This window comes from Aeromonas sp. R5-4 (genome assembly GCF_040908215.1).
Classification (GTDB): Bacteria; Pseudomonadota; Gammaproteobacteria; order Enterobacterales; family Aeromonadaceae; genus Aeromonas; species Aeromonas veronii.
In genome coordinates, this window is sequence record NZ_JBFODG010000016.1 from 20,823 (window position 1) to 39,953 (window position 19,131).

19 protein-coding genes are annotated in these 19,131 nt (G+C 61.3%); 8 read left to right on the forward strand and 11 right to left on the reverse strand.

Annotated elements, in window-relative coordinates; genetic code table 11:
* Window positions 1-39 precede the first annotated feature (39 nt).
* The 4 genes from AB5Y83_RS07785 to bioH all read right to left on the reverse strand — a co-directional run bounded on the left by AB5Y83_RS07785 (window position 40) and on the right by bioH (window position 2,242).
* Window positions 40-318, reverse strand: coding sequence for a hypothetical protein (locus tag AB5Y83_RS07785; RefSeq protein WP_005340630.1), 279 nt, complete (start codon window positions 316-318; stop codon window positions 40-42).
* Window positions 319-403: 85 nt separating this feature from the next.
* Window positions 404-1,171 (reverse strand): putative metalloprotease CJM1_0395 family protein, encoded by a 768-nt coding sequence (locus tag AB5Y83_RS07790; protein ID WP_368174953.1) that lies wholly within the window; start codon window positions 1,169-1,171, stop codon window positions 404-406.
* A gap of 1 nt (window position 1,172) precedes the next feature.
* A complete protein-coding gene (locus tag AB5Y83_RS07795) occupies window positions 1,173-1,406 on the reverse strand; it encodes a flagellar basal body rod C-terminal domain-containing protein (RefSeq protein WP_005340632.1) in 234 nt (77 codons plus the stop codon).
* A 71-nt stretch (window positions 1,407-1,477) separates the two neighbouring features.
* Window positions 1,478-2,242: a pimeloyl-ACP methyl ester esterase BioH gene (gene bioH / locus AB5Y83_RS07800; RefSeq protein ID WP_279488556.1), complete on the reverse strand. Its 765-nt coding sequence runs from the start codon at window positions 2,240-2,242 to the stop codon at window positions 1,478-1,480.
* Between the two features lie 38 nt (window positions 2,243-2,280).
* Between bioH and AB5Y83_RS07805 the strand changes: the two genes are divergently transcribed.
* Both AB5Y83_RS07805 and nfuA read left to right on the forward strand, forming a co-directional pair.
* On the forward strand, window positions 2,281-3,009 hold the full coding sequence (locus AB5Y83_RS07805) for a ComF family protein (protein WP_279488557.1): 729 nt from the start codon (window positions 2,281-2,283) through the stop codon (window positions 3,007-3,009).
* Between the two features lie 80 nt (window positions 3,010-3,089).
* On the forward strand, window positions 3,090-3,668 hold the full coding sequence (gene nfuA, locus AB5Y83_RS07810) for a Fe-S biogenesis protein NfuA (protein WP_005340636.1): 579 nt from the start codon (window positions 3,090-3,092) through the stop codon (window positions 3,666-3,668).
* Between the two features lie 84 nt (window positions 3,669-3,752).
* On the opposite strand, the gene gpsA is transcribed toward nfuA, so the two are convergent.
* Genes gpsA through AB5Y83_RS07825 form a run of 3 tightly spaced genes read right to left on the reverse strand, consistent with a single transcriptional unit; the run spans window position 3,753 to window position 5,712 of the window.
* On the reverse strand, window positions 3,753-4,757 hold the full coding sequence (gpsA, locus tag AB5Y83_RS07815) for an NAD(P)H-dependent glycerol-3-phosphate dehydrogenase (protein ID WP_368174954.1): 1,005 nt from the start codon (window positions 4,755-4,757) through the stop codon (window positions 3,753-3,755).
* A gap of 2 nt (window positions 4,758-4,759) precedes the next feature.
* A complete protein-coding gene (gene secB, locus AB5Y83_RS07820; protein WP_005340639.1) occupies window positions 4,760-5,230 on the reverse strand; it encodes a protein-export chaperone SecB in 471 nt (156 codons plus the stop codon).
* A gap of 50 nt (window positions 5,231-5,280) precedes the next feature.
* A complete protein-coding gene (locus AB5Y83_RS07825; protein ID WP_005340640.1) occupies window positions 5,281-5,712 on the reverse strand; it encodes a rhodanese-like domain-containing protein in 432 nt (143 codons plus the stop codon).
* Between the two features lie 246 nt (window positions 5,713-5,958).
* Between AB5Y83_RS07825 and gpmM the strand changes: the two genes are divergently transcribed.
* On the forward strand, window positions 5,959-7,488 hold the full coding sequence (gpmM, locus tag AB5Y83_RS07830) for a 2,3-bisphosphoglycerate-independent phosphoglycerate mutase (protein WP_005356867.1): 1,530 nt from the start codon (window positions 5,959-5,961) through the stop codon (window positions 7,486-7,488).
* Between the two features lie 9 nt (window positions 7,489-7,497).
* Complete coding sequence (gene envC / locus AB5Y83_RS07835) at window positions 7,498-8,850, forward strand: murein hydrolase activator EnvC (protein ID WP_064335170.1); 1,353 nt, start codon at window positions 7,498-7,500, stop codon at window positions 8,848-8,850.
* 140 nt (window positions 8,851-8,990) lie between these two features.
* Here envC and AB5Y83_RS07840 read toward each other — a convergent pair whose 3' ends face one another.
* Complete coding sequence (locus AB5Y83_RS07840) at window positions 8,991-9,641, reverse strand: Qnr family pentapeptide repeat protein (protein ID WP_368174955.1); 651 nt, start codon at window positions 9,639-9,641, stop codon at window positions 8,991-8,993.
* Window positions 9,642-9,730: 89 nt separating this feature from the next.
* Here AB5Y83_RS07840 and AB5Y83_RS07845 point away from each other — a divergent pair, with 89 nt between their 5' ends.
* Window positions 9,731-10,738, forward strand: a complete 1,008-nt coding sequence (locus AB5Y83_RS07845; RefSeq protein ID WP_076493932.1) for a substrate-binding domain-containing protein — start codon at window positions 9,731-9,733, stop codon at window positions 10,736-10,738.
* Between the two features lie 84 nt (window positions 10,739-10,822).
* On the opposite strand, the gene AB5Y83_RS07850 is transcribed toward AB5Y83_RS07845, so the two are convergent.
* From AB5Y83_RS07850 to AB5Y83_RS07860, 3 genes are read right to left on the reverse strand one after another with little or no spacing between them, the layout of a single operon-like run.
* Window positions 10,823-11,464 (reverse strand): bifunctional 4-hydroxy-2-oxoglutarate aldolase/2-dehydro-3-deoxy-phosphogluconate aldolase, encoded by a 642-nt coding sequence (locus AB5Y83_RS07850; RefSeq protein ID WP_005342660.1) that lies wholly within the window; start codon window positions 11,462-11,464, stop codon window positions 10,823-10,825.
* 9 nt (window positions 11,465-11,473) lie between these two features.
* Window positions 11,474-13,270 (reverse strand): phosphogluconate dehydratase, encoded by a 1,797-nt coding sequence (gene edd, locus AB5Y83_RS07855; protein ID WP_236322893.1) that lies wholly within the window; start codon window positions 13,268-13,270, stop codon window positions 11,474-11,476.
* Window positions 13,267-13,776: a gluconokinase gene (locus AB5Y83_RS07860; protein WP_005340649.1), complete on the reverse strand. Its 510-nt coding sequence runs from the start codon at window positions 13,774-13,776 to the stop codon at window positions 13,267-13,269. Before AB5Y83_RS07860 ends, edd begins: the two co-directional genes overlap by 4 nt.
* 245 nt (window positions 13,777-14,021) lie before the next feature.
* On the opposite strand from AB5Y83_RS07860, the gene gntU reads away from it, so the two are divergent.
* The 3 genes from gntU to recG all read left to right on the forward strand — a co-directional run bounded on the left by gntU (window position 14,022) and on the right by recG (window position 19,122).
* Entirely contained in the window at window positions 14,022-15,362 is a 1,341-nt protein-coding gene (gntU, locus tag AB5Y83_RS07865) for a gluconate transporter (protein WP_368174956.1), read from the forward strand.
* Window positions 15,363-15,512: 150 nt separating this feature from the next.
* Complete coding sequence (gene pssA, locus AB5Y83_RS07870) at window positions 15,513-16,862, forward strand: CDP-diacylglycerol--serine O-phosphatidyltransferase (RefSeq protein ID WP_005342654.1); 1,350 nt, start codon at window positions 15,513-15,515, stop codon at window positions 16,860-16,862.
* Window positions 16,863-17,052: 190 nt separating this feature from the next.
* Window positions 17,053-19,122 carry an ATP-dependent DNA helicase RecG gene (gene recG / locus AB5Y83_RS07875; RefSeq protein ID WP_368174957.1) on the forward strand — a complete coding sequence of 690 codons (2,070 nt, stop codon included), beginning with the start codon at window positions 17,053-17,055 and terminating at the stop codon, window positions 19,120-19,122.
* The last annotated feature ends 9 nt before the right edge of the window (window positions 19,123-19,131 follow it).

Genomic DNA, 19,131 nt, shown 5'->3' on the forward strand with positions numbered 1-19,131 from the left:
AAGCCCCGCAAGGGGCTTTTTTACACGCGAAGCTCAGGATCACTGCGCCAGGGCAGCAAGAATGCTCTCGGGCTCTCCATGCTGGGCCAGCACCTCCCGCAGTCGGTTGAATGCCTTGCAGGCCTCTTGCGGATACTTGCCGTAAGAGACGACGCCGGTGTGGCTCCAGCCAGCCGCCAGCATCACTTTCTTCTTGAAACTGGTTCCTTCAGTTCCCCCTCCTCCGAGCTGCATCAGAAATTGCTCCATCTGCAGGTGGGGGGGCGGTACACGGGAGAAGGTGGTGAAATCTTCCGCTTTGACTTCATCGAAATGCATGACAGCTCCTGTGAAATTGGAATGGGCCTGATCTTCAGGTTAGTTGCAAAACAGGCAAAGCAGCTGAAAGTTTGGTGAGGGGGATTCAGATATGCAGACTGAGGGACTGGGTCGAGGCCGGGCTGACAGCCTGTCGATAGTGGCCCGCGATGACGCTGTTGCGCTTGTCCATATAGGCACTCAGCACGCCGCCCGATTTTGCGCTCTGCTCGGCCATCAGCTCTTTGCGCACCTTGGCTTCACTGGCGGCGGCGCTGCGCGCGACGGCCAGATCTTGCGCGGAAGGCTCGGCAGGCGCCAGCGCTGCAGAGCGGATCTGCTGCATCTTGGCGATGGTAGCGGCAGGGTCACCGGGTACGACACTGGTATCGATCTGGACTTCGCCACCCGTCGCATAACGCTTGCCATCCGGCCCTTGCGTAAACTGATAGGTGGGCGAGCTGGCGTACTCTCCACCCGCAGACTGGTGCGCCTGCTCGTGAGTGCGCACCTCCTTGTCACGCTCGACAAGATCCTGAACCTGCTGCTCTTGCCGCTGTTGCTGCTCCTGCTGTTTGGGATCCTGCTGCTTGCGCTGACCATCCTCACCGGTTGCCTCGACAAAGCGATTATCTGGCAGTGTCGTCGGCGCCGGTTGCCCGGTTTCACGGCTGTTCTGGGAGGTCTGATTGCTGGAGGTCTGACCGGCTTTGGATTTCTCTTTCTGGGAGCCGACTTCGGATTCGGCAACGGAGGCTTGACCCGCTCGGGCCTGCGGGATCAGTTCTGCCCGGCGATTATCCGTCCTCGCCGCTTCCACCTGGGGTTGCAGCTGTGTCGGGATAAGGGGAGGCAGACTGACATTGATGTTCATCTCACACCCGGATGTCGATCAGGGTTCCCATCATATCGCTGGCAGTCTGCACTACCTTGGCGGAAGCCCCAGCCTGTTGCTCGGCCACCTTGAGATTGACAAGCTCATCGGTCACTTGCACCTGATCCCCGCTGGGGGTGTTGAGGCGGGCGATCTGATTGGATGCCTTGTCGGCAATCTGCTCGGCTCGCTGAAATCCCTGTACCCCGCTGTTGAAAGCAGAATCAATACGCATGGTGTTACTCCTCTGATCACAGCTTAATTATCCGCCAGACCAGAGGATTAATGAAGCTTGCAGGCTGTTTTTTAGCCAACAAAATCTCTAACGATTTCAATGAATTCGTCAGGATGGGAGATAAAAGGTGCGTGTGAGGCCTTATTAAGGGTCACGCTGCGGCTGGCAGGGTAGAGGTCATCCTGCAGGGGAATGGCCGCCTTGGGTACCAATGAATCCAGTCGACCATAGATCCGCAACCAGGGCAGATCCAGCTCCCGCAGCGGTTCGCGCAGGTCAATCTCGGCCAACAGCGTCAGCCCGGCCTCGAGAGCGGCAAACTGGGGAGCCGGGCGCTCGGCCAGCCAGTGACGCAACTGACGGATATCGTCCCGGGCGTGTTCACTGCCCATGGCCTGGATCGCCAGAAAGCGCTCTATGGTCTGGCGAAAATCCCCCGCCAGCATCTGGTTGAAGCCGGTCAGTACCTTGGGGGCGATCCCCGGCCACTCATCACGGGCCATGAAACAGGGGGAGCTGGCTACCGTGCTCAGGGAGTGCAGCCGATCGGGATGAGTCAGCGCCAACTGGCTTGCCACCAGACCGCCGAGCGACCAGCCAAGCAGATGACACTTCTGCGGCAAGATGGCAGCCACCTGCTCGGCAAGCCAGGGCAGGCTGTAATCCACCTCATCTGCCAGCGGGCTGTTGCCAAAACCGGGCAAATCTACCAGATGAACCCGATAGTGGGGCGCCAACTGTTGGGCAATACCATGCCAGACCGCACCGTTCATCCCCCAACCGTGCAACAGCACCAGATCGGGCCCCTGGCCAAACTGCTCTACCGATATGCTCATCTAGACTCAAGATCCCTGTTCATGCTCTTGGGGTCAGCATGTTAAAGCGACTGCTCGCTAAAGCAAGCCCGCTACTCGGCAGCCACGGCGACTGGCAAGGGAGCTGCCTGCTCTGTCATCAGCCTTGTGACAACGAGCCCCTGCTCTGCAGCTGGTGTCGGCAGGCGCTGCACCAGTCACAGCCGAGATGCCACCTCTGCGCCGCACCGCTGGCTGACTATATAGAAGAGAGCATACAGGTCTGTGGTCGCTGCCAGCGCAGACCTCCCCCCTGGGAGCGGTTGCAGGTGATCGGCGACTACCGGGCCCCCTACCCCATGCTGATCCCCCGGCTCAAATATTCCGGCCAGATCCTGCTGGCGCCGCTACTGGCACGCCTCTTGGCCGATCATCTGGATAGCCGCGAGCCGCCGGAGGCGATCATTCCGGTCCCCCTGCACTGGTGGCGGCAGTGGCGGCGTGGGTTCAATCAGGCGGAGGAGATCGCACAAGCCCTTGGCGAGTTCACCGGTATTCCCTGCGACAACACTCTGTTGCAACGCATCAAGGCGACCCCGCAACAAACAACCTTGAGCGCCGGGCAGCGGCGGCGCAATCTGCGCGGGGCATTCCGGATCCGCTCCCACCAATACCGTCATGTCGCCCTGCTCGATGACGTCGTGACCACAGGCGCCACCGCCGGGCAGCTCAGCCGTCTGCTCCATGAGAGCGGCATCACAAAGGTGGAAGTGTGGGCAATCTGTCGAACCCTGCGGCACAGCAAGTAGCCATCGGCATGCTACCCAAGCATTAATAACCGCGTTATCATGAATACCCTAGTCGTACACTCAGGTTTATGAGGATAGTGATGATCAGCATTTCCGACGCCGCCCAGGCCCATTTCCGTAAACTGCTGGAAAAACAGCCTGATGGCACCAATATCCGGGTGTTTGTGGTCAATCCGGGAACCCAGAATGCCGAGTGTGGCGTATCGTATTGCCCGCCCGATGCCGTGGACCCGGAAGATCAACACCTGCCCTTCAGCGGCTTTGACTGCATGGTCGATCCCCTGAGCGCCCCCTTCCTGGTGGATGCCACCATCGATTTCGTGACCGATCAGATGGGCTCCCAGCTCACCCTGAAAGCGCCGAACGCCAAGATGCGTAAAGTGGCCGATGACGCGCCGCTGATCGAGCGCATCGAGTACGTGTTGATGTCCGAAGTGAACCCCATGCTGGCCGGTCACGGTGGCAAGGTCACTCTGGTCGAGCTGACCGAGGACAAACTGGCCATCCTGCAGTTTGGCGGCGGTTGCAACGGCTGCTCCATGGTCGATTACACCCTGAAAGAGGGGATCGAGAAGCAGCTGCTGGAGAAGTTCCCGGGCGAGCTCAACGGGGTGAAAGACGCCACCGAGCACCAGCGCGGCGACCACTCCTACTACTGATTTGCACAGCCCTTGTGGCAAAAACATGCTGCAAAGAAAAGGCCCCGCCATCTGGCGGGGCCTTTTGCATGGGCAATCGGCAGATTACTCGTCCTTCTTGTCGCGCGACAGCAGGGCGATGGCCGCCTCTTTCGGGTTCTTACCCTCGTAGAGCACCTTGAAGATCTGCTCGCAGATGGGCATCTCGACGCCGCAGCGGGCCGCCAGCAGATGCACCTCTTTGGTGTTGCGATACCCCTCCACCACCTGACCGATCTCGGTCATGGCGGTGTTCACATCCTTGCCAGCCCCGAGGGCCAGCCCGAAGCGACGGTTGCGCGACTGGTTGTCGGTACAGGTGAGCACCAGATCCCCGAGCCCCGCCATCCCCATAAAGGTTTTGGCATCGGCACCCAGCGCCGCACCCAGACGCTGCATCTCCACCAGACCCCGGGTGATGAGCGCGGTTCTGGCATTGGCGCCAAACCCGAGCCCGTCGGAGAGACCGGCACCGATAGCGATGACGTTCTTCACCGCCCCACCCAGCTGCAGACCGACGAAGTCCGGATTGGTATAGACCCGGAACGAGCGGCCACAGTGCAGCAGATGGGAGAGATCGTCGGCGAACTCGTCGTGAGTCGAGGCGACCGAGATGGCGGTCGGCAGACCGGCAGCCAGCTCCTTGGCGAAGGTGGGACCGGAGATCACCGCCAGCGGTATCTCGTCACCCAGCACTTCACGGGCCACATCCTGCAGCAGACGGCCACTATCCGGCTCCAGACCCTTGGTGGCCCAAGCGATGCGGGTATCGGGGCGCAGGAAGGGTTTGATCCGGGTCAGCACATCGCCAAATACATGGCTCGGCACGACCAGCAGCAGCACGGGAGCCGCTTGTACCGCACGTTGCAGATCCGCAGTTAGCTGCAGATCGGCAGGAAAAGGGACATCAGGCAGAAAAGCCTTGTTGCAGCGGTCTTGTTCCAGCTCGGCGACATGAGCAGGGTCGTAACCCCACAGCAGGGTCGGATGACCATTGCGCGCCAGAGAAATGGCAAGGGCGGAGCCATAAGACCCCGCCCCCAAGACCGAGATAGCGATCTGGTCAGCCATTATCAGGCTTCCGCAGTCGCCTGCTGGGCCTGTGCTTGCGCCATGTGCTGGGCAAACAGGGCATCGAAGTTGACCGGTGCCAGGTTCAGCTGCGGGAAGGAACCCTTGCTCACCATGTTGGCCACGGCTTCGCGGGCATACGGGAACAGGATGTTCGGGCAGAAGGCAGCCAGGCAGTGAGCCAGTTGCGGCTCCGGCAGGTTACCGATGGTGAAGATACCGGCTTGCTGTACTTCGCACAGGAAGGCAGTTTCGGTTTCCAGTTTGCAAGTTACGGTCAGGGTCAGGACAACCTCGTACACGTTCTCAGCCAGGATGTTGGTCTTGGTATCCATATCCAGCTTGACGTCCGGCTGCCACTCTTTCTGGAAGATGTGCGGGGTGTTCGGCGCTTCGAAAGAGACATCCTTGGTGTAAACACGCTGGATGTGGAATTCCGGTTGTACTTCCTGGTTGTTGATCTCGTCAGCCATTTCGTTTGATTCCTTGTTATATGGATAAGTGGGCTCAGGCCCTGCTTAAATCAGCGTTTCTTGGTTACCGGCAGATTTTCTGCACGCCATTGGGCCATGCCACCGCCGAGCACGTAAACCTGCTTGAAGCCAGCTTTGCTCAGCTGACGGCCCGCGCCGCCCGCAGTCATTCCCGACTCGCACACCACTATGATGGGGGCATCTTTATGCTTTTCAACCGGGCCCAGATTATTGCTCTGGATCTGGGTCAGCGGCAGGTGCTGGGCACCGGCCAGATGGCCCTTGGCATACTCTTCCTGACTGCGAATATCCACCACGGTGGCATTCTCGCGGTTGATCAGCAGGGTCGCGGTGTGGTTGTTGACGGTTTTTACCGGGGACAAACGGGCACGCACAGTGGTGTAAACCAGGGTGCCAGCCAGACCCAACCAGGCTGCGGTCAGCAGCGGGTTACGGGCCGCAAAATCCAAATACTCTTGCATCTTCTACTATCCAGGGACCAAGACAAGGGCCCGAGTATACATGGGGGTATTGATAAGATCAGCCATCTTGGCGGCAAAGCGCGAGCAGGCTCCCATCATCATTGGGCAGCGAGCATGGCAGGAAGGGCGTGGCTTGCGGGGCCGCGGGAGCGCCCCTTGGCTATCAGGTGACTATTTCGGCAGATGTAGTAATATTACGCTAGTTTCATTTCCCGCATTTTTTCCAATCCGAGAGGACATAGTCTTATGTCAACAGCTAAGAAACCTTTGGTTCTGGTCATCATGGACGGTTGGGGCTACAGCACCAAGCAAGAGCACAACGCCGTCGCTGCCGCCAAGACTCCCAACCTCGATCGTCTGGCCCGTGACTACACCAGCACCCTGATCTCCGGCTCCGGTCTGGATGTCGGTCTGCCGGACGGCCAGATGGGCAACTCTGAAGTAGGCCACGTCAACATCGGTGCCGGTCGCATCGTCTATCAGGAGCTGACCCGCATCTCCAAAGACATCCAGGACGGTGAATTCTTCCAGAACGTCGAGCTGGCCAAGGCTGTTGACGCTGCCGTGACCAACGGCAAAGCCGTTCACATCATGGGCCTGATGTCCCCGGGTGGCGTACACAGCCACGAAGAGCACATCATGGGCATGATCGAAATGGCTGCCAAGCGTGGCGCCGAGAAGATCTATCTGCACGCCTTCCTGGATGGCCGCGACGTTCCGCCGCGCTCCGCCCAGTCCTCCATCGAGCTGTTCGACGCCCTCTTCGCCAAGCTGGGCAAGGGTCGTTTCGCCTCCATGATCGGTCGTTACTTCGCCATGGACCGTGACAACCGCTGGGATCGCGTGCAGCAAGCCTATGACCTGATGACCCAGGGCAAGGGCGAGTTCACCGCCGAGAGCGCCACCGAAGCACTGGCTGCCGCCTATGCCCGCGACGAGAACGACGAGTTCGTCAAAGCAACCCGCATCGGCGAAGCTGCCCCGATGGAAGATGGCGATGCGCTGATTTTCATGAACTTCCGTGCCGACCGTGCCCGTGAAATCACCCGCGCCTTCGTTGACACCGACTTCACCGGCTTCGCCCGTGCAGTCGAGCCGAAGCTGAACTTCGTGATGCTGACCGAATACGCGGCCGACATCAAAACTGCCTGTGCCTACCCGCCGACCGCTCTGGTCAACACCCTGGGTGAGTGGCTGGCCAAGCAGGGCAAGACCCAGCTGCGCATCTCCGAAACAGAGAAGTATGCTCACGTCACCTTCTTCTTCAACGGTGGCGAAGAGTCCTGCTTCACCGGCGAAGATCGCGAGATCGTGGCCAGCCCGAAAGTGGCGACCTATGACCTGCAGCCGGAGATGAGCTCCGAAGAGCTGACCGACAAGCTGGTTGCGGCCATCAAGAGCGGCAAGTACGACGTCATCATCTGTAACTACCCGAATGGCGACATGGTTGGTCACACCGGTGTGTTCGATGCCGCCGTCAAAGCGTGTGAAGCCGTTGACCACTGCATCGGTCGCGTCACCGACGCCTTGGCCGAAGTGGGTGGCGAGTGCCTGATCACTGCCGACCACGGTAACGCCGAGAAGATGCTGGACGAAGAGACTGGTCAGGCCCACACCGCCCACACCAATCTGCCGGTTCCGCTCATCTATTTCGGTCGCAAAGCCGAGGTAGTTGAAGGTGGCAAACTGTCCGATCTGGCCCCCACAATGCTGACCCTGATGGGTCTGCCGGTGCCGCCGGAAATGACTGGCAAGCCCCTGATGATTCTGAAATAATCCTTCCCCATGCGGGGATGCGAAGTTATTTCACAGAAAACCAGTCGCGTCGGCCTGTTGGCCGGCGCGCTGTTTTTTTGCCTGTCGTTTGGCGCCAGCAAACCGGCTTTGGCCGCCAATCAGCAGCTGGGGACCATGCAGTCCCAGATCAAGGAACAACAGCAGACCATCAAGCTCAGCAAGCAGGAGCTTGCCAAGCTCAATACCCAGCTCAAGGCTGACGAGCAGGCCATCTCGGCTGCCGCCGCCAAACTCAACCAGACCAGGCAACAGTTGAAGCAGAACCAGCAGACGCTGGCGACCCTGCAAAAAGACAAGCAGGGGCTGGAAGTTCAAGCCAAACATCAAAAGCAGTTGCTGGCCAAACAGGCGGAGAGCGCCTTTCAGGCGGGCAACCACGACTACCTGAAACTGCTGCTCAATCAGCAGGATCCGGCCAAACTGAGCCGCTCCCTCGACTACTACGACTACCTCAACAAGGCCCGCATCGAGGCCATCGACGCCCTGCGCGCCACCCGCGACAAGCTGGCGAAAAACCAGCAGGCAACCAAAGAGACCGAAACCAGACTGCAGACCCTGCTTGCCGAACAGCAGGAGCATCACCAGACCCTGCTGGCCAGCCAGCAGAGCCGGGCCAAGGTGCGCAACCAGTTGCAGCAGTCGGTACAAGATGACGAGCAGAAGCTCACCAAGCTGGTCAAGGCGGAGAAGGCGCTGAAAGCCCGGCTGGAAGAGCTGCGCCGCAAGCGTGAAGAGCAGGAGCGCCGTGAACGGGCCGAGCGGGAGCGGTTGGCCAAGCTGAAAGCGGAGCAGGAGCGTCAGCGCAAGCTGGCCGAACAGCGCCGCGCCGAGCAACAACGACTCGCCGCTCAGCAGAACAAAACCGTCAAACCGGCAGAACCGGCCGAAGAGGTGGCCAGCAGCAAACCGGAGCGCGGCTCGGGCATCAGCAGTGCCGGTCACTATAGCGGCCTCAAGACCAATGGCAGCCTGCGCTGGCCGGTGCAGGGACCGATCCTCATCTCCTATGGCTCGCCCCGTACCGCCCAGCTCAAGTGGAAAGGCACCCTGATCGGCGCCAGCGAAGGAACCCAGGTCAAGGCGGTTGCACCGGGACAAGTGGTCTACGCCGACTGGCTCGACGGCTTCGGTATGCTGCTGGTGATCGACCACGGTAAAGGCTATATGAGCCTCTACGGTCACAATCAGTCGCTGCTGCGTCAGGTTGGCCAGAATGTGGAACAGGGTGAACCGGTGGCACTGGTCGGTGACAGTGGCGGTCAGGACAGACCGGGCCTCTACTTCGAAATTCGCTATCAGGGCGAGGCGATCAACCCGACCAAATGGCTGGCCAAGGGTTGAGTCAACCCGGCCGACAAACGCCTCACACGCTCACACGCTCACAACAAAAGCTTGCCTCACGCAGGCTTTTGTCGTTTCAGGAGTACAGCAACCCGCTGTCGCTCCCATTTGATGAAAAATTACCTAATTTTTCGCTCGGTTCAGGGGAAGACAACCAGACCGATCTGCTCCAGCAAGGCCTGCTGCTGATCCTCGTTGATCTGCACCCCTTGCAGATCGACCCGGCGCAGATCCAGCCCCGGCAGATCGCACTGGCGCAGATCGCAGCCCTGCAGCTTGAAGCTGGTCCAGTCAATCTGGCCAAACTCGGAGCCGCTGAGATCAGAACCCGCCAGCGAGGCACCAAACAGGTTGGCCCCCTGCCAGCGGTTGCCGGTCAGCTCGCACTTCTCCAGCAGACAGCCCTCGAAGCTGGCGTAGCTGAAGTTGCTGCCGGTCAGATGGGCCTCGCAGAAGTAGCTTTTGGCGGTGATCTGGTTGGCGAAGCTGGCGTGGCCGAAGTTGATGCCGACCGCCTGACAGTCGCGCATCTCCAACCCCAGACACTGGCTGCGGCTGCAATCGGCCATGGTGAGATCGCAGCGCAGGAAGCTGGCCTCGCGCAGATCGCAACCCTGCAACAGGCAGCCCCGTTCACTCTCCCGATCGTAGAAGCTGCAGTCGATGAAGCGGCTATCGCTCAAATCCAGCCAGGAGAAGTTGCAGCCGATAAAGCGGCACTCCGAGAACTGCTCCCCCTCCACATCCTGTTGCTCGAACCGGACATCCACGAACTGCTTGCCTCTGATCATCGGAAAACTCCTGCAAAAACGGCTTCATATGCTGACTTTATCCGCCAAAAACGGTAATGTTACATGTAACATCCACGCTGGACACCCCTATGAGCCCCACCCGCAAGCGCCGCCCCACCCTGCAAGATATCGCCGACCAGACCGGCGTGACCAAGATGACTGTCAGCCGCTATCTGCGCGACCCGCAGACCGTGGCGGAGGGGACCCGCGAGCGGATCGCAGCTGTAGTGGAAGAGCTGGGTTATATCCCCAATCGGGCGCCGGATATTCTCTCCAACGCGACCAGCAAGGCGATCGGCATCCTGATCCCCTCACTTTCCAACCAAGTATTCTCGGCGGTGATCCACGGCATCGAGTCGGTGACCCGACCGGCCGGCTACCAGACCCTGCTGGCCCACTACGGCTACAGTCCGGAGCGGGAGGAGGAGCAGGTCGCGTCCCTACTCTCCTACCATGTGGATGGCCTCATCCTCTCCGACAGCCAGCACACAGAGCGCACTCGCAAGATGATCGCCACCGCCGGCATTCCGGTGGTGGAGACCATGGATCTGCCGCAAACCCCCATCGATATGGTGGTCGGTATGGACCATAGAGCCGCGGCCCGGGCCATGGTAACAGAGATGCTGCGCCGGGGCCGACGCAAGGTGGTCTATCTGGGGGCGCGGCTCGACGTGCGCACCCAGCTGCGGATGGAGGGTTACTATCAGGCGATGACTGATTTCGGCCTCACCGGCCAGCATCTGCTGACCGAACAATCCTCCAGCTTCACTCTGGGGGGCGAGCTGCTGGATCAGGCGCTGGTGCGCTATCCCGACCTCGACGGCCTGTTCTGTACCAACGATGACCTGGCGGTGGGCGCCCTGCTTCAGTGTCAGGCCAAGTGGATCCCGGTGCCCCAGCAGATCGCCATCGCCGGTTGCAACGCCCTCGACATCGGCCACGCCATGACCCCCAAACTGGCCAGTATCGCCACCCCGCGGGAAGCGATCGGTCGGGAGGCGGCCACCATGCTGCTGGCGCGTCTCAACGGCCAATCCCAACCCGACACCCGCAAGGATATCGGCTTCTCCCTCTATGTCGGGGAGAGTTTGGGGTAATCCCTTCCCGCACACACTGAAGCCACGCCGATAACAAACAGGCCACCCGAGGGTGGCCTGTTTGGTTTTCTGCACAACTGATGCTTAGCGTTTTACCAGCTCAACCGCTTCGCGGGAGAGGCGGGTCACCTCTTCCCAGTTGCCGCTCTTGACCGCATCGGCCGGCAGCATCCAGGAGCCGCCGACGGTGGCCACGCACTTGAGCGCCAGATAGTCAGCCACGTTTTTCGGGCCGATACCGCCGGTCGGGCAGAACTTCACCTGGGGCAGCGGCGCGGCAATGGCGGAGAGCGCCTTGGTGCCGCCGTTCGCTTCGGCCGGGAAGAACTTCAGATGGTCATAGCCCGCTTCTAGCGCCTGCATCACTTCAGACGGAGTTGCCACGCCCGGGATCAGCGGTGCAGTGCTCTTGGCCGCGTGGGCCAACAGGGCCGGGGTCATCCCCGGGGAGATGACGAAACGGGCACCGGCGGCGACGGCGGCGTCAAACTGCTCGCAGTTGAGCACGGTACCGGCACCGACCATGGCATCCGGCATCGCCTTGGCGATGAGGGCGATGGCATCGAGCGCCACCGGGGTGCGCAGGGTGATTTCGAAGACAGAGATGCCGCCGTCGAGCAGCGCCTTGGCCATCGGCAGGGCCTGATCCAGCTCGTTGATAACCATCACGGGTACCAGCGGGGAGGCGGCAAACACCTCGGCCGGGGTCACTTTCCAGTTCTGCATAGCTCTTCCTTAGTCAAAGATGGTGGCGCCACACTCGGCGCTCGATACCGCGCGACGCATCACGCTGAACAGTTCACGGCCCCACCCCTCTTGTTCCAGAGTGAGGTCAATCTCGGCCTGGGTGCGGCCACTCAAATCGGTCAGGCAGTCGAGGCTGCCGTTTACCGCGTCAACCCGCAGCAGATCGCCATCAGCCAGCAGGCCGATGGCCCCGCCGTGCAGCGCTTCCGGGGTGACGTGGATGGCGGCCGGGATCTTGCCGGAAGCACCGGAGAGACGGCCATCGGTGACCAGCGCCACCTTGTAACCAGCCTTCTGCAGGTTGCCGAGCACCGGCATCAGCTTGTGCAGCTCCGGCATGCCGTTGGCGGCCGGGCCATTGTGGCGCACCACGATCACGGCATCCTGATTGAGATCGCCCGCCTTGTAGGCCGCTTCCACCGCATGCTGGGAGGAGAAGACCCGTGCTGGCGCCTCGATGACGCGATACTCGGGAGCCACGGCGGAGACCTTGACCACAGCGCGGCCCAGATTGCCCGCCAGCAGCTTGGTGCCGCCAGTGGCCTGGAATACGCTGCCGGAAGGCGACAGCACGCTCGCATCGCCGCTCTCGCCGACCGGCTGCCATACCAGCTGACCATCCACCAGAGCCGGACGGCTGAGGTAATCCTGCATCTCGCCAAAGACCGGAGTGGCGTCCATGTGGATCAGCCCCTCTTCGGCCAGACGGCGCATCAGGCCGGGCACGCCGCCTGCCTGTTCGAAGGCGTTGACGTCGGCCGGGCCGTTCGGGTACATGCGAACCAAGAGCGGCACCACGTCGGAGAGATCGCTGATGTCATCCCAGGTCAGAACCAGACCGGCCGCGCGGGCCAGCGCCACCATGTGGATGCTGTGGTTGGTGCTGCCGCCAGAGGCGAGCAGGGCCACCAGACCGTTGACCAGCGAGCGCTCATCCAGCACTTCGCTCAGCGGGCGATAGGCCGGAGAACCCGGGATCATGGCGCTGATGCGGCGGGCCGCTTCGGCGGTCAGGGCACGGCGCAGCTCGCTATGCGGATGCACAAAGGCGGAGCCCGGCAGCATCAGGCCCATAGCCTCGAATACCAGCTGGTTGGTGTTGGCGGTGCCGTAGAAGGTACAGGTGCCTGCCGCGTGGTAGGCGCCGCACTCCATCTCCAGCAGGGCATCGCGACCCACTTCACCGGCAGCGTACTTCTGACGCACCTTCACCTTCTCGTCATTGCTGATGCCGCTCGCCATCGGGCCAGCAGGAACAAATGCAGTCGGCAGGTGAGCGTGGGAGAGGGCCCCCATGATCTGACCCGGAGCGATCTTGTCGCAGATACCGAGCAGCAGGGTGGCATCAAAGGTGTTGTGAGAGAGCGACAGCGCGGTCGCCTGGGCGATCAGGTCGCGGGAGAAGAGGGACATGTCCATCCCCGGCTGACCCTGAGTCACGCCGTCGCACATGGCGGGCACGCCGCCAGCAACCTGGGCGCTGTGGCCCAGCTCGGCCAGCACTGCCTTGATCTGATCCGGATAGCCCTGATAGGGCTGATGGGCGCTCAGCATGTCGTTGTAGGCGGTGACGATGCCGACGTTGGCGCGGGTCATATCGAGAATGCGACCCTTCTCGTCACTGCTGCAGGCGGCCACGGCGTGGGCCAGGTTGCCACAGGCCAGCGCGGCGCGGGTCTTGCCCTGCTCTGCCTGACGCTGGATGCGAGCCAGAAATGCCTGACGACGGGCGACACTGCGCTCGCGGATGCGGGCGGTGACGTCGGAAATTACCTGATGAATCATTGGGCTTGCTCCAATGCTGTGACGGCGCGGTCAACCACCTGTTCGAAGGTGCCGTCGATATCAATGTGGAATACACCAGCTTCGCCATCCGGGCGCTCCAGAGTATCGAACTGACTTTGTACCATGCTTTCACGCATGAAATGGCCCTTGCGGGCACGCATCCGCTCGAGGATCAGCGGCTGGCTGCCATCGAGGAAGATGAAGCTGACCGACTCGTTGCCTTCGCGGATCTGGTCGCGGTACTTCTTTTTGAGGGCGGAACAGACAATGATGCCGGTCTCGTTCTTCTGCTCGAGACTGTAGGCGGCGTCGCGGATCCGCTCCAGCCAGGGGGCACGATCCTCATCGTTGAGGGGGTTGCCGCCAGCCATCTTCTGGATGTTGGCCTTGGGGTGCAGGTCATCACCATCGATGAACTTGGCGCCCAGCGCTTCGGCCACTTTCAGACCCACGCTGGATTTGCCGCTACCACACACACCCATCACGATAATGCACTTACCCGCCATAATTTGACCTCTGTCCCACTTTTCAAAAAACCAGCTGTTGATGGGTTCTAATCTAACACGTTACCGGTAACATGTTACCGGTAACGATTGAAAATGTGAAGTCTGCCACAGACTGAGCAAACCCATAGTCACCTGGGCATATGATGTTGAGCCCTTGCCATAAATCTAAATAAATCATAAAGATATGGTTTGCCGACGGATCGGCAAGGTGTCACGACTGAACTTGGAAAAAGGAACGCATAACAATGTCTGACCTCTCCCTGATCATGACAGCCGCCGGCTCGATTGTGCTGCTGCTCTTCCTGGTGATGAAGGCTCGTCTGCACGCCGTCGTCTCCCTCATTCTGGTCTCCATGGTGGCGGGTCTCGCCGCTGGCATGAACCCGGCCGACATCGCCGCCACCATCCAGAAAGGGATGGGTGGCACCCTCGGTTTCGTCGCGGTGGTGGTGGCGCTGGGTGCCATGTTTGGCAAGGTGATGGAAGTGACCGGTGCCCTCGACCGGGTGGCTCACACCCTGCTCGGCAAGTTCGGCGTCAAGCGCGCCAACTGGGCCATGGCCCTGACCGGCTTTGTCTGCGCCCTGCCGCTCTTCTTTGACGTGGCCGTGGTGCTGCTGATCGGCGTCGCCTTCGCCATCGTCCGTCGTGGCGGCGGCAGCGTGGTGAAGATCGGTATCGCTCTGCTGGCCGGTATCGCCACTTGCCAAGCCTTCCTTATCCCGGCGCCGGGCCCGATCCTGGTGGCATCCCAACTGGGTGCCGACTTCGGCTACATGATCCTGTTCGGCCTGATCGCCGCCGTGCCGGCGCTGATCCTGGCGGGCCCGCTGTTCGGTGACTTCATCAGCAAGATCGTCGATGTGCCGCTGCCTGCCGATGCCCAGAACAGCGTCCACGATGACAGCAAATCCCTGCCCTCTTTCGGGCTGGCCATGGGTCTGATCGGTCTGCCGCTGCTGCTGATCGGCCTCAAGACCATTGTCGGTCGCTTCGTCGAGGCGGGCTCCACCCTGCACAACTGGCTGGAGTTCATCGGTCACCCCTTCACCGCCATCATGGTCGCCTGTCTGGCCGCCTTCTATCTGTTGGGTATTCGCCGCGGCATGTCCCGTGACGAGGTGATGAACGTCTGCAACAGCGCCATCCAGCCTGCTGGTGTCATCATCCTGGTGACCGGTGCCGGTGGCGTGTTCAAGCAGGTGCTGGTTGATTCCGGCGTAGGCGCCGCGCTGGGCAACATGCTGGCCGACTCCGGTCTGCCCATCGTCGCGCTGGCCTTCATTCTGGCCGCTGCGGTACGGGTGATTCAGGGTTCCGCCACCGTCGCCATGCTGACCGCCTGCGGTCTGGTGCTGCCGATGCTGGAGCCGCTAGGTCTGAACGGCGCCCAGCTGGCGGCCGTCACCATCGCCATCGGCGGCGGTGCCATCGTGCTCTCCCACGTCAACGACTCCGGTTTCTGGCTGGCGAACCGCTACCTCGGCCTGACCGAGAAGCAGACTCTGCAGACCTGGACCGTGATGGAGACCATCATCGGCACCACTGGCGGCGTGATGGCGATGATCATCTACAGCTTCCTCTGACAAGGGCAAAATGCTGACAAAAAGGCCTCACTCGTGAGGCCTTTTTCATCTTTCTGATGATTCTTGCTTTGGCCCAGAGGGCGAGATTGCTAGAATCGCCTATTCATCGCTCCGAGTGGAACGCTTAACCCCGTGATTTCAGGTTTATCTATGCATTCATCGGCCCATTATCGACAACTGCTGGCGCGCCTGCCCCAGATCGCCGTCGCAGCGGATCAGTTTGAAGTGCTCTACAGCGCCCAGGATTTCAAACGCCGCATTCTTGCGCTTATCGCCAGTGCCACCCGGCGCATCTATCTGGTCGCGCTCTATCTGCAGGATGACGAAGCAGGCCGGGAGATCCTCTCCGCCCTCTACGCTGCCAAGCAGCGCAATCCGGCCCTCGACATCAAGCTGTTCGTCGACTTCCACCGTGCCCAGCGCGGCCTGATCGGCAAGGGCAAGCAGGGCGGCAACCACCTGATGTATCAGGCCATGGCTGCCGAACACGAGCACCAGATCGAAATCTATGGCGTGCCGGTCAAGGGGCGCGAGCTGCTCGGCGTGCTCCACCTCAAGGGCTTCATCTTTGATGATGTGGTGCTCTACTCCGGTGCCAGCCTCAACGACATCTACCTGCACCAGCAGGATCGCTACCGCTTCGATCGCTATCACCAGATCACCAGCCCGGAGCTGGCCCGCAGCATGGTCAACTATGTGGATGACCTGTTCGTGAAGAGCGACGCGGTGCAGCGACTGGATCACAGCGATATCCCCAGCGCCAAGCAGCTGAAGGGGCCAATCCGCCGCTTCAAGCAGAACCTGCGCCAGAGCCAGTACCGCTTCAGCACCATGCCGGTCAACACTCAGGAGGTGGCCGTCACCCCCATGGTGGGTCTGGGCAAGCGCAACAATCAGCTCAACCTGATGATCCGCAATCTGGTGCGCGCCACCGAGCGGGAGATCTTCATCTGCACCCCTTACTTCAACCCGCCCAAGGAGTTGAGCAAGGATATCGAGGATCTGCTGCAGCGCGGTTGCAAAGTCACCATCGTAGTGGGCGACAAGACCGCCAACGACTTCTTCATTCCGCCGGAAGAGAAGTTCTCCACTATCGGTGGCCTGCCCTATCTCTACGAGACCAACCTGCGCAAGTTTGCCGAGCGCAACCAGCGCCACATCGACGACGGTCGCCTCAACCTGATGCTCTGGTGTTGCGAGCGCAACTCCTACCATCTCAAGGGGATCTTCGTGGATGACGAGTGGGCCCTGCTCACCGGCAACAACCTCAACCCCCGCGCCTGGGCGCTGGATCTGGAGAACGGCCTGCTGGTACACGATCGTCGCCACCTGCTGCGTCCCCAGTTCAATGCCGAGCGGGAGAACATCCTGACCAACACCAAGCGGATCAGCCACTTCGATCAGGTGGAGCAGATCCAGGACTACCCGGAACAGGTGCGCAAGCTGCTGGGACGGATCCACAGGGTCAAGGCCCACCTGCTGCTAAAACGCATCATCTGACCTTGGGCGCCATGCGCCCGCACCTTGCCTGTTGGCAACCACACAAAGGCCTCCCGTTTTCGGCAGGCCTTTGTTATATCCGCCGTTTCCCCCGCCTTGGCGGCCCAGCCAGCAGCAACTCGGCTTGCATCGGCCCCTCAACAACCCCTATCATCTGGACATATTTACAGTGTTTTCGGGCATCTAATTGATGAAATTGGATAAAATTCCTCTCGATAGCCTCAAGGGTGTCGGCAGCAAGATGCTGGAGAAGCTCGAGCGGCTGGGACTGGCCACGGTACAGGATCTGCTGTTCCACCTTCCCCTGCGCTACGAGGACCGCACCCAGGTGTGGCCCATCGGCGATCTGCCGCCCGGGCTGCATGGCGCCGTCGAGGGCGAAATCCAGGACACTCAGCTGGTGATGGGGCGCCGCCGCATGATGGTCTGTCGCATCAGCGATGGCACCGGCACCCTCACCCTGCGCTTCTTCAACTTCACCGCCGCCCAGAAAAACAGTCTGGCGGCGGGTCGCCTGATCCGCTGCTTTGGCGAGGTGCGCCCCGGCAAGTACGGACTGGAGATGGCACACCCCGAGTACAAGCTGCTCGGCGAAGAGCAAGCCGGCCAGACCGAAGAAGCGCTCACCCCCGTCTACCCGACTACCGAAGGACTGCGCCAGCTCACCCTGCGCAACCTCACCGATCAGGCACTGGCCCAGCTCGATCTCTATGGCGTGGAGGAGCTGCTGCCCGCCGGACTCTATCCCCATCAGATTGAACTGGCCGCCGCCCTGAAGCTGCTGCATCGCCCGCCCCCCTCGGTAGCGCTGCCGCTGCTGGAAAGCGGCCAGCATCCGGCCCAACAGCGGCTGGTACTGGAGGAGCTGCTGGCGCACAACCTCTCGGTACTCAAGGTGCGTGCTCAGGCACAAACCCAGCTGGCTCGCGCTCTCAAACCGGCGCCCGAGCTGGTTGAACAACTGCTCGGTGCTCTGCCGTTCAAACCCACCGGCGCCCAGAGCAGGGTAGTAGCGGAGATAAGTAAGGATCTGCAACAGAGTCACCCCATGATGCGGCTGGTGCAGGGTGACGTAGGTTCCGGCAAGACCCTGGTCGCGGCACTGGCAGCCCTGCAGGCTATCGGCAATGGCTGTCAGGTGGGCTTGATGGCGCCGACCGAGCTGCTGGCGGAACAGCACGCTATCAACTTCGCCAAGTGGCTGGAGCCGCTCGGCATTGGAGTCGGCTGGCTGGCGGGCAAACAGAAAGGCAAGGCGCGGGAAGAGGCGCTGGCTGCCATCGCCGATGGCGGCGTCAAGATGGTGGTGGGCACCCACGCCATCTTTCAGGAGCAGGTGGTGTTCCAGCGTCTGGCGCTGGTCATCATCGATGAACAGCACAGATTCGGGGTGCATCAGCGCCTCGCCCTGCGCGAGAAAGGGGAGCGGGAAGGGGTACATCCCCATCAGCTCATCATGACCGCCACCCCCATCCCCCGCACCCTGGCGATGACCGCCTATGCCGACCTCGACACCTCGGTCATCGACGAACTGCCACCGGGCCGAACCCCCATCACCACGGTAGCGATGCCCGACAGCCGTCGCGGCGATGTAATCGAGCGGGTCAAGCTCGCCTGCACCGAGGGCAAGCAGGCCTACTGGGTCTGCACCCTGATCGAGGAGTCGGAGGTACTGGAGTGCCAGGCAGCCGAGGATACCGCCGCCGAGCTGCAAAACCTGCTGCCCGGCCTGCATATCGGGCTGGTGCACGGCCGGATGCGGCCGGTGGAGAAACAGCGGGTGATGGAGGAGTTCAAGGCGGGCATACTGCAACTGCTGGTCGCTACCACCGTCATCGAGGTGGGGGTGGATGTGCCCAACGCCAGCCTGATGATTATCGAGAACCCGGAGCGACTGGGGCTGGCGCAGTTGCACCAGCTGCGCGGCCGGGTTGGCCGGGGTGCGGTAGCCTCGCACTGCGTGCTGCTCTATCATGCCCCCTTGTCCAAAACGGCCCAGAGCCGGCTCGGGGTGCTGCGTGAGACCAACGATGGCTTCCTCATCGCCCAGCGGGATCTGGAACTGCGCGGCCCGGGGGAACTGCTCGGCACCCGCCAGACCGGTCTGGCCGATCTCAAGATCGCCGATCTGGTGCGGGATCAGCCGCTTATTCCGCAGGTACAGAAGATGGCGCGCTTCCTCATGGATAGGCATCCGAGTCATGTCGAACCCTTGATACGGCGCTGGCTTGGCTTACGGGATCACTATTCCAATGCATGACCTGCGGAA